This is a genomic window from Acidovorax sp. JMULE5 (assembly GCF_013376875.1).
GTDB lineage: Bacteria > Pseudomonadota > Gammaproteobacteria > Burkholderiales > Burkholderiaceae_C > Acidovorax > Acidovorax facilis.
This window is the reverse complement of the sequence record NZ_CP035951.1, coordinates 4,580,720-4,593,246: the sequence shown is the minus strand read 5'-3', so window position 1 is coordinate 4,593,246 and position 12,527 is coordinate 4,580,720. Positions and strand designations below refer to the sequence as shown.

Annotated in this window: 12 protein-coding genes and 1 other RNA gene; 7 read left to right on the top strand and 6 right to left on the bottom strand. The window is 64.9% G+C overall.

Annotated elements, in window-relative coordinates; all coding sequences use genetic code 11:
* Positions 1-54 precede the first annotated feature (54 nt).
* From EXV95_RS20930 to dapF, 5 genes are all read right to left on the bottom strand, one after another.
* Positions 55-621, bottom strand: a complete 567-nt coding sequence (locus tag EXV95_RS20930) for an IPTL-CTERM sorting domain-containing protein (protein WP_176888318.1) — start codon at positions 619-621, stop codon at positions 55-57.
* Positions 622-882: 261 nt separating this feature from the next.
* Positions 883-1,554 (bottom strand): signal peptidase I, encoded by a 672-nt coding sequence (gene lepB / locus EXV95_RS20925; RefSeq protein WP_176888317.1) that lies wholly within the window; start codon positions 1,552-1,554, stop codon positions 883-885.
* A gap of 192 nt (positions 1,555-1,746) precedes the next feature.
* On the bottom strand, positions 1,747-2,724 hold the full coding sequence (locus EXV95_RS20920) for a tyrosine recombinase XerC (RefSeq protein WP_176888316.1): 978 nt from the start codon (positions 2,722-2,724) through the stop codon (positions 1,747-1,749).
* A gap of 45 nt (positions 2,725-2,769) precedes the next feature.
* Positions 2,770-3,459, bottom strand: a complete 690-nt coding sequence (locus EXV95_RS20915; protein WP_176888315.1) for a DUF484 family protein — start codon at positions 3,457-3,459, stop codon at positions 2,770-2,772.
* The gene (gene dapF / locus EXV95_RS20910) at positions 3,456-4,337 is read right to left on the bottom strand and encodes a diaminopimelate epimerase (protein ID WP_176888314.1); all 882 of its coding nucleotides are present in this window, start codon (positions 4,335-4,337) and stop codon (positions 3,456-3,458) included. Before dapF ends, EXV95_RS20915 begins: the two co-directional genes overlap by 4 nt.
* 116 nt (positions 4,338-4,453) lie before the next feature.
* Here dapF and EXV95_RS20905 point away from each other — a divergent pair, with 116 nt between their 5' ends.
* The 6 genes from EXV95_RS20905 to EXV95_RS20880 all read left to right on the top strand — a co-directional run bounded on the left by EXV95_RS20905 (position 4,454) and on the right by EXV95_RS20880 (position 11,050).
* On the top strand, positions 4,454-5,158 hold the full coding sequence (locus tag EXV95_RS20905) for a glutathione S-transferase N-terminal domain-containing protein (RefSeq protein ID WP_176888313.1): 705 nt from the start codon (positions 4,454-4,456) through the stop codon (positions 5,156-5,158).
* A 125-nt stretch (positions 5,159-5,283) separates the two neighbouring features.
* Entirely contained in the window at positions 5,284-5,481 is a 198-nt protein-coding gene (locus EXV95_RS20900; protein WP_055399614.1) for a hypothetical protein, read from the top strand.
* Positions 5,482-5,576: 95 nt separating this feature from the next.
* The gene (locus EXV95_RS20895; protein WP_176888312.1) at positions 5,577-7,259 is read left to right on the top strand and encodes an MBL fold metallo-hydrolase; all 1,683 of its coding nucleotides are present in this window, start codon (positions 5,577-5,579) and stop codon (positions 7,257-7,259) included.
* Between the two features lie 172 nt (positions 7,260-7,431).
* Positions 7,432-8,217: an rRNA pseudouridine synthase gene (locus EXV95_RS20890; protein WP_176888311.1), complete on the top strand. Its 786-nt coding sequence runs from the start codon at positions 7,432-7,434 to the stop codon at positions 8,215-8,217.
* Positions 8,218-8,546: 329 nt separating this feature from the next.
* Positions 8,547-9,815, top strand: coding sequence for a YjgN family protein (locus tag EXV95_RS20885; protein ID WP_370460118.1), 1,269 nt, complete (start codon positions 8,547-8,549; stop codon positions 9,813-9,815).
* 2 nt (positions 9,816-9,817) lie between these two features.
* Complete coding sequence (locus EXV95_RS20880; protein ID WP_176888310.1) at positions 9,818-11,050, top strand: M48 family metallopeptidase; 1,233 nt, start codon at positions 9,818-9,820, stop codon at positions 11,048-11,050.
* A 110-nt stretch (positions 11,051-11,160) separates the two neighbouring features.
* Here the strand turns inward: EXV95_RS20880 and rnpB are convergent.
* Positions 11,161-11,500, bottom strand: an RNA gene (rnpB, locus tag EXV95_RS20875) — RNase P RNA component class A.
* Positions 11,501-11,827: 327 nt separating this feature from the next.
* Between rnpB and EXV95_RS20870 the strand changes: the two genes are divergently transcribed.
* Entirely contained in the window at positions 11,828-12,493 is a 666-nt protein-coding gene (locus tag EXV95_RS20870) for a peptidoglycan recognition family protein (protein ID WP_176888309.1), read from the top strand.
* Positions 12,494-12,527 lie beyond the last annotated feature (34 nt).

Below are 12,527 nucleotides of genomic sequence, written 5' to 3'. Positions count from 1 at the left end.
CGCATTGCTTACCACTGCGGGGCCGATACACCGCAGGGGTTTACTGGTTATGCATCAGCGGCGACGGCGTGCAAAGGCCGTGGTGAAACAGCCCATCAGAATCGACAAAATGATCATCCCCCACTGGGACAGCGTAGGAATGGGTGACGCAAACCCGATCTGGCTTGCCGGCGAACACACTTCCAGGCCCGGCGTCGCCCCAGTCGCGGCCACCGGCGTCACACAGAAAAACAGGAAGTTGCCCACATCGCCTGCCACCGGGGTATATCCCATCGTTGTGGCGACATTCGTTCCTGCCGCCACGCTGTTGCTGGGGCTGCGCACCCAGCGGAAGGTGGACGCACCCTGCACGTCTGCATTGGCGTCCGTGTAGGTGTAGTTGCCTGTGGCGGGTTGCCCAATGGTCGGCACGCCCGCAACGGACACGGACAGGGCCACGGGGGGCACCTGCGCAACCACCGAGATTTGCACCGTCGCATCGTCACAAAGAGCCGCGTTCGGAGCAGGCAGGCACACCCGGTAGGTGGATGTGTCGGTCCCGCTGAAGCCAGCATTCGGCGTGTAGGTATAGGCCCCCGTGGACGGATCCAGCACCACAGAACCAATGGCACCAGGCGGCAAGGATTTGTTACTCGAAGCCACAAGCGCCACAAAAATGCAACATGTGTTGACAATGCGCCGCCTGCGGCAACCGCAAGTTCCAGGGTGACTCCCGTGAATGCGGGGTCAGCAGCACCAGTCCCTCACACCTCAAGCGACATCAACCACACGCTTACAAGCGACTGATCAAAACGTAAGGAAGTGAAGCCTTTCCCAAGTAGCGGACGTCGCCACAATCCTTCTCAGCACCATCGCGCAACGCGGTTCAGCGCTCACGCCGAATCAAAGCGCGTGACCGAAACGCCCCAGGCGCGGGGCCCAGTTGGCAAGGATATCGGCCGACACCAGCACCCGGCGCGCCTGGCCGATGAGCAGGTGGCGCGGCACAAACCCGATGTAGCGTGAGTCGGCGCTGTTGTCGCGGTTGTCGCCCAGCACCAGGTATTCGCCCTCGGGCACCGTCACCGGGCCGAAGCTGCGGTGCGCGGTCACGCCCTGCAGCCACTGCACACGGCGCTCGTGGCCCTGCAGGTGTTCCGTCCAGCGGGTGGCGGGCACCTGGGCGCCCCATTCCGCCAGGGTTTCGGTCACCGCTTCGGGCGCGTCATAGCGCGCCGCCTCGCCGTTGAGGTACAGCACCTCGTCGCGCATTTCCACAGTGTCGCCGGGCAACGCCGCAATGCGCTTGATGAGCCGCGTGCCATCGCGCGGCGACGAGAAGGTGACCACATCGCCCCGCTCGGGCTCGCCCAGGCGGGCGAGCACCACATCGGTCAGCGGCAGCTTCAGATCGTAGGCCAGGCGGTTGACAAAAACGACGTCGCCTTCGAGCAGCGTGGGCCGCATGGACCCCGAAGGAATCGGATTCCAGTCCGCCACCGCCGTGCGAAAGATGCCGAAGCACAGCAGCAACACAATGAACCCACGGTTCGATTTGATCCATTTCAGCAGCATGACGACAACTCCAAGTAGCTTCAAAGCAAGCGCTCTGCTCGGATGCGCCCTGTTGCAACTTGGTTCCGTGAGACAGGCCATTGCGGATCTCCCCCAGCACCTGCTGTGAGCGCAGCCAATTCCAGTGCACCCGTGGAACCGGCTTTGCCGGGCCAGGGGGTGCGTCCCCCTTGGGGGAAGCGGCGCAGCCGCTCAGGGGGGCTTTTTTCTAGCTCGGGGATGCGCCGCGTCATACACCTTGGCCAGGTGCTGAAAATCGAGGCGCGTGTAGACCTGCGTGGTCGTGATGTTGGCGTGGCCCAGCAGCTCCTGCACCGCACGCAGGTCGCCGCTGCTTTGCAGCAGGTGGCTGGCAAATGAGTGGCGCAGCATGTGCGGGTGCACCGGCGTGGTCAAACCCGCCTGCTGGCTGCGCTGGCGCAGGCGCAACCAGATCGACTGTGCCGTGAGCCGCTTGCCGCGCTGGCCCACGAACAGTGCTGTATCAAGCCGCGCCGATCCTTCACCGCCGAAGGGCGTGGCCCGCAGTAGCAGCCAAGCCTGCAGCGCTGCGGTGGCCGCGCGCCCCACAGGCACGCTGCGGCGCTTGCTGCCCTTGCCGAACACATGGGCCTCACCCGCTTGCAGATCGACCCAGCCCCGGCCCTGGCGCTGGGTGTCGGCATTGGGGATGGCGTCGAGCCCCGCGAGTTCACCCACGCGCAGGCCGCAGCCGTAGAGCAGCTCGACCATCGCCGCATCGCGCGCCTCCAGCCAGGGGTCGGCGCCGGTGTTGTCGAATTTGGCCAGACGCACCGCGTCGTCCACGCCCAGCGCCTTGGGCAGTGGCTTGGGCGCCTTGGGGGCACGCACGTCCTGCACCGGGTTGTGCGGGATCAACCCTTGCCGCCCCGCCCAGATGAAAAAACCGCGCCAGCCCGAGAGGATGAGCGCAATGCCGCGCCCGCTGCGCCCGCCGCTGTGCATCTGCGCCACAAAACGGCGGATGTGTGCGGTCTGCAGCTGCAGCAGCGGCACGCTGACACACGCCGCAAACTGCGCGAGCTTTTCAAGGTCGAGTGTGTAGAGCGTGAGCGTGCGCGCCGCCAGCCGCTTTTCGACGCGCGCGTGCTCCAGGTAGCGCAGGACGTGGGGGTCGAGCGTGGTGGGCGCAGTGGGCGTGTCAGACATGGTTACCGTGGCTGAGCCGCCGCAGAGTGGCCGCTGGCCGTCTGGCTACTTCAGACGAAGCAATGCGGCGCTGGCCAGCTCGGCCATGCGCGACAAAAAGTCGGTGCCCATGGTGGCATCAAAACGCTGCGGGTCTTGCGAGCCCAGCACCAGCAGGCCAAAGGCGGGCGTGGCGCTGTCGATGGCGCCTGCGCGCAGCGGCAGCAGAGCCAGCGACTGGGCGGGTTCGCCCGCCTCGTTGGCCAGCCAGGCGGCAGGTTCGAAACCCAGGTTGGGGCCGCAGAACGGCATGGTGAGCGACGAGGCGAACGCGCGGGCGTCTTCGCTGGCACCCTGGGTGAAGTCGGCGTCGATGTACGGCGCGGCCACCTCCCACACGCGGACCGCCGCCTGGGGCACGTCGAAAAGGGTGCGCACACCATCCACCACGGCCTGGGGCAGGTCGAACGGGTCGCGCACCTGCAGCAGGCTGCCGGTCCATTGGTGGACCTTGTTGGCAATGGCGGCGTTTTCGGTGCTGTTGCGCACCATTTCCATGATGCGCTGCTCCAGGCCCTTGATCTTTTCGCGCAGCATCTCGGCCTGGCGCTCTTGCAGGCTCACGGCGCGGGCACCGTGGGGACTGGTGATCTGCACGCTGGCCAGCACCTCGGCATGGCGCTCAAAAAAGCCCGGCGTGTTGGTGAGGAACTGGGCGATGTCGTCTTCGGTGATCGGTGGGATGTGGGACGTCATAGGAGGGTGTCAGGAATGTCGATCTGGCCTTCGAACACCGTGGTGGCGGGGCCTGTCATGAAAACGGAATCGGTGTCGGCACCGCTCCAGGCAATGGTGAGGCGTCCGCCGCGCGTGTCCACATGCACCTCGTTATCGAGCAGGCCGAGGCGGATGCCCGCCGACACGGCGGCGCAGGCACCAGTGCCGCAGGCCAGGGTCTCACCGGCACCGCGCTCGAACACGCGCAGCCGCACGTGGGTGCGGTCCACGATCTGCAAAAAGCCTGCGTTCACGCGCTGCGAAAAACGCGCGTGGCGCTCAATCAAAGGGCCCGCTTCGGCGACGGGGGCGGTATCCACGTTGTCCACCAGTTGCACGGCGTGCGGGTTGCCCATAGAGACCACCGCTACTAAAACAGTAGCTGTCAGCGCTTTACCATCCAGCGCTAGAGGCCATTTTTGCCCTGAACCTTGCTCTACAGGACTCAGACCCGTAGCATCAAACGGCACCTGGGCGGGCTCAAACTGCGGACAGCCCATGTCCACGGTAACGCGGCCATCGGGCGTGAGGCGGGGGGCGATCACGCCGCTTTTGGTCTGCACGCGGAGGGTGTCTTTGCCCGACAAAGCCTTGTCGCGCACAAACCGCGCAAAGCAGCGGGCGCCGTTGCCGCACTGCTCCACCTCGCCGCCATCGGCGTTGTGGATCACGTATTCGAAGTCGATACCGTCAGCGGGCGAAGGCCGCACGGTGAGGATCTGGTCGGCCCCCACGCCGAAGTGGCGGTCGGCCAGAAAACGGTATTGGGCGGTGCTGAGCCCCAGGCGGCCCTGCGTTTCGTCGAGCACCACGAAATCGTTGCCCGCGCCCTGCATTTTGGTGAAGCGAATCTGCATCCGTCAGATTATCGTCGGTGGGCCGCCAATAACCTCAGGCTGCGCCGGTTTCACGGCCCCATTAGGCTTGCACTCTTTGGGCGCCGCTCTGGCTGCCACCCGCCAAGGACTCTTTGATGCCCGATCTTTCCGCCTTCGCCATCACCCACAAATGGCCCGCCCAGTACCCCGACCGCCTCCAGCTGTATTCGCTGCCCACGCCCAACGGCGTGAAGGTGTCGATTGCGCTCGAAGAGCTGGGCCTGCCGTATGAACCCCACCTGGTGAGCTTTGACACCGACGACCAGACTTCGCCCGAGTTCCTGTCGCTCAACCCCAACAACAAGATCCCCGCCATCCTGGACCCGAATGGCCCGGGCGGCCAGCCGCTGGCGCTGTTCGAATCCGGCGCCATCCTGTTGTACCTGGCAGAGAAAACCGGCCAGCTGATCCCGCGGGAGGCCGCTGCGCGCTACGAAACCATCCAGTGGGTGATGTGGCAGATGGGCGGCCTGGGCCCGATGTTCGGCCAGCTCGGCTTCTTCCACAAGTTCGCTGGCAAGGACTATGAAGACAAGCGCCCGCGCGACCGCTATGTGGCCGAATCCAAACGCCTGCTGGGCGTGCTGAACCAGCGCCTGGCAGGCCGCCAGTGGGTGATGGGCGACCAGTACACCATTGCCGACATCGCCATCCTGCCCTGGGTGCGCAACCTGATTGGTTTCTACGGCGCGGGCGACCTGGTGGAGTTTGGCCAGTTCACCGACGTGCAGCGCGTGCTGGACGTGTTTGTGGCGCGCCCTGCAGTGGTCAGGGGTCTGGCGATTCCGGCACGCGGTTGAGCGAGGAGGGGGTGCGCACTGGCGCTTTCTTTCTCGCCCGCCCTTGATATTGATCATGCCGACCAGCCCGCCGCACGGCCGTCGCGCACCTACGATGGACCTCCTTAAAAAACAGGGAGTACCTCATGGGATTGACCGTCAACGTTTTGGACGATCTGGGCGCGCACAACCTTCAGGCAGCGGCCCAGGCGGCACTGCAGGAGACCAACGCCATCGCATTGATCGAGCTGCTGGAGATGCTGTGGAGTTGCGACGTGGAAGGCGCCAACGCCGTCATTGATGCGGTGCTGCTGCGCCTGCAGCAGCTGCGGGCGTTGCGCTGAGTGGTCAACCCCAGCACATCCGCCGTAGTACGGCCCATGGGCCGTACCGAAGTGGGACGTGTGCACACGGCGCGCCTCCCCTCGATAATGGCCCGATGCCCCGCACCAGCCAACAACTGCACCCCTACCGCGAACCTGTAGCCACCCGCCTTGCCGCCACTGTGCTGCTGCTGCGCGATGCACCCGGCAATGCGGGAGGCATCGAAGTCCTCATGACCCGGCGCTCCGACAAGGCCAGCTTTGCACCGGGTGCCTATGTGTTCCCGGGCGGGGGCATCGATGCGCTGGATGCGCAATCGCACTCCGCCGCCGACCGCCGCCCCACACAAAGCGATCTGCACCTCACCCAGGCCATCGCCGCCATCCGCGAGAGTTTTGAAGAACTGGGCGTGCTGCTGGCTCGCCATGCCGACGGCCCCCGCAAGGGGTTGATGGCCGATGCGCAGGACATCGCCGCCATCGACCGCCACCAGCCCTTTGTGGCGCAATGCACCGCGCGCGGCCTGCGGCTGGCGGCCGACAGCGTTTTAATGCTGGCCCACTGGATCACCGACCGCGACCTGCCGCGCCGCTTCGACGTGCCATTTCTCGTCGCCCGCATGCCCGAGGGCCAGGAGCCTGTGGCTGACGAGGCCGAGCAGTTCGAGCCCGTCTGGGTGCGCCCGGCCGATGCGCTGGCACGGCATGAGGCGGGGCAGTTCTTCATGATCTTTCCGACCATCCGCACACTGCAGCGGCTGGCCACGTTTGCCACCACCCAGGCCGTGTTTGACGCGCTGGCCCACGAGCTGCCCCTGTGGACCAGCTGCCCGCGCGCGGGCACGATGGTAGGCAAGGAAGCGCGGTACATGGAAAGCGACATGCCCTACGGCGAGCTGGCCCTGGTGTGCCCCGACGGCCAGATCGTGCACCCGCTGGACTGGCAAACCGAGCGCCCCGTGCCGCTGCTGCGCAACGTACAGCGGTTGACCGCCCCCAACCCGGGCGTGATGACCGGCCCCGGCACCAACAGCTACCTGGTGGGCGACCCGGCCACGGGCTTCATCGCCGTCGACCCCGGCCCGGCGGACCCCGAACACCTGGACAAGCTCTGGCGCGCCGCCGGGGGTGACATCCGCATGATCGTGTGCACCCATTCGCACCCCGACCACTCGCCCGGCGCCGCGCCGCTGCAGGCACTGTGTGTGCAGGCGGGCAAAGCCCGGCCCCCCATCCTGGGCCTGCCCTCGGCGCCCACCGCGCGCACGGCCAGCACATTCACACCCGACAGATCGCTACAAAATAATGAGCTACTCGCGCTTGATGGAAAAGCGCCAGAGGGCAATATTACCCATACTTTGCAGGTCATCCACACCCCGGGCCACGCCGCCAACCACCTGTGCCTGCTGCTGGTGGAAGACGCCCTGCTCTTCAGCGGCGACCATATCCTGAACGGCAGCACCACGGTGGTGGACCCACCTGACGGCAACATGGCCGACTACCTCGATTCGCTGGACAAGCTCGACGCCGTGTGCGCCGAGCATGGCGTGGAGTTCATCCTGCCTGCGCACGGTTATGTTCTGGGCAATGCCCGTGGCGCCATCGCCAAGCTCAAGGCCCACCGCCTGGCACGCGAGGCCAAGGTGCTGGCCGCCATGCAGGCGCTGCCCCAGGGCAGCATGGAAGACTGGGTGCGGCACGCCTACGCCGACGTGCCGCCGCGCATGTGGCCCGTTGCGCAGCGCTCGCTCCTGGCGCATGTGGAGCGCATTCGAGCACAACAGCCCGGGAACAATTGATGCCCCCTGAGTCGCTACGCGCCTTCCCCCTCAGGGGGACGCCACCAGTGGCCCGGCAAAGCCTGTTCCACCAAGGCACTGGCATGCGGCAGCACCCGTATTGAAGGCACCGCCGACAATCACGCATTTGTCCCTTCGATTCCCATAGGCGAATGCCTACCTTCCTCACCCCATGACCGACAAGAACCCCGACCCCTCCCACATCCGCCTGGCCAAGCGTGTGGCCGACCAACTGAACTGCTCGCGCAGCACGGCTGAGCAGTTCGTCGAAGGCGGCTTTGTGAGCGTGGACGGCCAGGTGGTGGAAGCCCCCGGCGCACGCGTGCGCCCTGACCAGGCCGTGACGGTGGCGCCAGACGCCAGCCTGCTGGAGTTGACCCCGGTGACCTTGCTGCTGCACAAGCCCACTGGTTTTGAAGCCGGCCTGGGCCTGCCCGCCGGGCAGGCGGCCCACGCCAGCCGCAGCCAGGGCGCCACTGCGGCCACCACCCTGCTGAGCCCGGCATCCCACCTGCCTGAGGACGCCTCGGGCATCCGCGTGCTGCAGCGCCACTTCAAGCAGCTGGAATGTTTCACACCGCTGCCCACCGAGGCTAGTGGCTTGGTGGTCTACACGCAGGACAAGCGCATCGCGCGCAAGCTGGCGGAAGACATCGAGTCGCTGGAGCAGGAATGCATCGTGGAGGTCAAAGGCGACATTGCACCGAACGGGCTGCAGCGCTTGTGCCACGGCCTCTCGTTCAACGGCCGCCCCCTGCCGCCCATCAAGGTGAGCTGGCAAAACGAGACCAAGCTGCGCTTTGCGCTCAAGGGCATCCGCCCCGGCCAGATCCCGGCCATGTGCGAGGCCGTGGGCCTAGCCGTAGTGGCCTTGAAGCGCATCCGCATCGGCCGCGTGCCGCTGGCGAAGGTACCTGAAGGGCAGTGGCGGTATTTGCAGCCTTGGGAGAAGTTCTGACTCCCCCTGAGTCGCCTTCGGCGCCACGGTGGCAGCGCCAGAGGCCCAGCCTCTTCGGCCTGTTCAAGCCTGCGCAGGCAGGCTTGGAGCCGCAGGCACTCAGCCCCTGAGGGGGGACGCACCCGGTGGCCTGGCAAAGCCAGCTCCACGGGTGCGCTGGTGATGACGCGCCAGCTGCTGACAACAGAGCCGGCAGAGACATCGCTGCACCAGTCAGCTACTAAAAATATAGCTACTCACGCTTGATGGAAAAGCGCCAGAGGCCAATTTGGCATAAATTTTTCTTCCACTGACCGCTGCTACACTGCGCGGCAAACAGGAGGGAGTTCATGAGCCAAGTTTCATCAGACAGAGACAGCGCTGCGGGGCCGATGTCTACGTTCATGCCGCAGAACATCGATGCACACCCGATGGAGTTCACGGGCAGCGGGGGCGAATACTTTCGGGTGTGGATCGTCAACGTGCTGCTGTCCATCGTCACGCTGGGCATCTACACCCCCTGGGCCAGGCGCCGCACGGCGCAATACTTCTACAGCCACACGCTGGTGGCGGGCAGCCCGCTCGAATTCACTGCGCAGCAGCGCAAGATGGTGATGGGCTTCGTGCTGCTGATGCTTATCACCCTGGCCTACAACATTGCCGCCAACACGGGGCAGGATGCTGCCGTGGGCGTCTTGCTGCTGACGGGCGCCGTGCTCTCGCCGCTGATCTGGGGCAGTGCCATGCGCTTTCGGCTGGGCGCCACGCGGTGGCGCGGCCTGCGCCTGCAGTTCACCGCCCACTGGAAAGAGGTCTACCTCGCGAGCTGGCCCCTGTTTGCGCTGGCATTGGTGTGGTTCGGCGTGTTTTTTGGCATGCAGATCCTCTCGCCCGAACTGGCCGACGTCTTGCAGGAGGTGGAGGACGAAGCCGCCAACCCGAAGATGCCTTCGTTCACCCCGGCCATGGGCGCCCTGCTGCTGCTGGGCCTGGTGCTGACTGTGCTGTGCTTCATCCGCCTGGAATACAACTACAAGAGCCTGCTGGTGCTCAAGGCCCAGGTAGGCGCCGAAAAAGGCCGCTGGAAGCCGGTGTACATGGATTTCGTCAAGGTGTGGCTGGCCACGGTGGCTGTTTTCGTGCTGACCGTGGTGGGGTTCTCGGTGTTGATTGGCGTGCTGGCGGGCAGCTCCATCGCCCTGTTCGCCGGTCAGAGCAGCCGCATGGGCTTGTGGATGATTCTGGTGATCATCGTGTCCATCGTCGCGGGCATCTTCATGCTGATCCTGGCTTCGGCCCCCGCCCGCGCCTACCGCGAGGCACGGATGTTCCAGCTCATGTGGAACAACATCGGCGTGAGCCATGTGGCACGGTTCAAGTGCCACCTCAAGAGCAGCAGCTACGTGGGGCTGCGCATCAAGAACATGCTGCTCACCCTGCTCACGCTCGGCCTCTACCGCCCGTTTGCACGGGTGAGTGAATACCGCATGAAATGCGAATCCGTCACCCTGCACGTCAAGGGCGGCGTCGAACAGGTGGCGGGCGCCATGGTGCGCCAGCAACAGGGCGGCCTGGGCGATGCGCTGGCCGATGCGGCAGGCCTGGACCTCATCGGTTGAGGATGCCCGCCCCCGTGAACACAGACCTGCTCCAAGGACGCTGGTTCGACGGCCAGAGCAGCAGAGCCCGCCCCGTGATGGTGAGCCTGCGGCCCACGCCGCAGGGCCCGTCGCTGGTGCTCCACCCGCTCTCACAGCCAGGCGCCGAGCCGGTCGTGTTCGCCTGGAAGGACGTGGGCTGGCCAGAGGCCTGGAACGAACACAAGCCCCAGCCCCGGGTGGTCGTGGACCTGCGGGACCACGGCAGCCTGGAGATCGATGCCGTGAGCGACTGGCGTGCCGCCCTCGCAGCCGCTGGCGAGCGCCCCGGCCTGGCCCAGCGCATGCAGACCCGCTGGCCCGTGCTGCTGGGTGTAACGGCTGCCGCCGTCATCGGCCTCACGCTTTTCTACCGCTATGGCACACCCTGGGCAGCCACCCAGCTCACACGCTTTGTGCCCCTTGGCTGGGAAACCAGCGTGGCCGAGAACGTGCTCAAGCAGATGGACGACGGCACCTTGAAGCCCAGCAAGCTCCCCAAGGAGCGGCAGGAGCAGCTCAAGGCCCGCTTTGACGCCCTGGTGCAGCAGACGCCCAAAACCATGCACCGCTACCCCGACTACCGTCCGCCGCTGTCGCTGGAGTTCCGATCGGGCATGGGCGCCAATGCGTTTGCCCTGCCCGGCGGCAAGATCGTGATGACCGACGGCATCGTGAAGGCCGCCGCCGACCAGGGCCTGCCCGACGACGCCCTGGTGGGCGTGCTGGCCCACGAGATCGGCCATGTGGTGTACCGCCACACCACGCGCATGGTGGTGGAGCAAGGCGTGCTCAACATGGGCCTGGGCCTGGCGCTCGGGGACGTGTCGACGGTGGTGTCCACAGGCGCATCGGTGCTCACCGGCCTGGCCTACAGCCGCAGCCACGAACGCGAAGCCGACTGCTACGCCATCGCCCTCATGAACCACACGGCCCTGCCCACGGCGCCCATGGGCAAGCTGCTGCTGGCCATTGCCCACGACGAAGAGGAAGAAGAAGAAAACAAGAAGAAAGAACAAGAGAAAGCAGGCCAGAACCAGGCAGCCGCACCCACGGCCAAGCCTGGCGCCAGCAGCCCCGAACGCACGCGCCAGCGCAAGACGGCCGAAGAGATGGCCTCCCATCCCGTGTGGTCGCTGCTCAGCAGCCATCCCGACACCGTGGCGCGAGCCAGCGAGCTGGAAAAGGGGCATGCGCCCCATTGCACGAAAAACTGAGCCAGCCCGCGCCCCTTGCTGGGCAAGGCTGACTTCCTCCCGCCATCGTCAGAGCTTGAGGCGCGAAGGGGCTGGGAACCGCGGTGGGGAAACCGGGGATGGGAAATAAAGTGTGAAGCGCGCCGATAAGCCGGATTCTGTGCACCACGGTTGCCCGCAGTGTGACCGCCATTAATCTGGGCCGGGTGTCGCCACCACGGCTCGGTGCTACCTACCCGCCAACTCTGCGGAACCACATCAACGTTGGCCTACTTGGTATTGCTGCGCGTAGAGATTGCCCGTTTCACCCCCGGTGGTTTGCCTTGCGGCACTCCCCCGGGACTCGTCTCTGTTGCTCTGATCCTCACCTCACGGTGGGCAGCCGTTAGCTGCTACGCTGTCCTGTGCAGTCCGGACGTTCCTCCAGTGCCTGGTTTCCCAGATTGCACCAGCGGCGGTCTGGCGCGCTTCACGCTGTCGATTATCGCATCGCCCCGGGCCACAGCGCACTGCGCTGCGCCATCCGCCAGCTGCACCTGTCTCAAAAATCTACTTAGTGCGCCCCGGTAGGCCGGTGGCCACTTGTTGACTTGCCTGAGTCGCTTTCCGGCTTTGCGTGCATAAACGGTATGCAGCCATTGAAAACGGGTCCTAGATCGTGACAGGCCGTGCAATGACTACTTACAGGATGAAACCAGAAACACTGTCTCACTGGGAATCACACATATGGCGCCATGGGTTCTCAATGGGCACACTGGCCCCGCACCGTTTACCACAGCAACATCAGGAGGAATGCCAATGAACGTGACTGCAACGACCCATGCGGGAGGAGTTCCGGGTGGCCACGGGGTCAATGAAGATTTGATCATCAAGGACGGCTTTATCGTCGACCCACGCGTAGTCGATAAACGCGTTGCGGCACTGGAACACGGCGCCATGACCAGGGTCGATGCCATCGTGCTGCACCAAACCGACAGCAGCACCATGAATCTAGAACACGCCAAGACCAACGGGATCGGCGCGCACTTCTACATCGAAAAAGACGGCACCATTTACCAAACTGCGCGACTGGACCAGAGCGTCTACAGCGTCGGAAAAATCCGCTCCCGATGCGATGACAGCCGAACCTGCAGCAAAGAAGAGAAAACGGCGATCGACACGCTCATGAACTCCTCTGCAAGTTACAGCGCCAAAGTCAAAGCGCTCAACACCCGGGAGCAGGCCAAGGTCTACCCCGATCGATATCCAACCAACGGTGACTCCGTGGCCATTGAAGTGGTAGCCAAGTTCGACCCAAAGACAAAACTGTTCGAACGTCCCACGGCAGAGCAGACGGAATCGCTGAAATGGCTGACGCAGGCACTGGGTAGCCACTACGGGCTGGACCTGCAAACAGACGTTTACCGTCACTCCGATATTTCTTACAAACAGGCCGACGAGGCCAAGAGCCTGGTGTTCCAATGAGGGCGGCGCTGATCACCCTCTTGTCTTGTTGGGC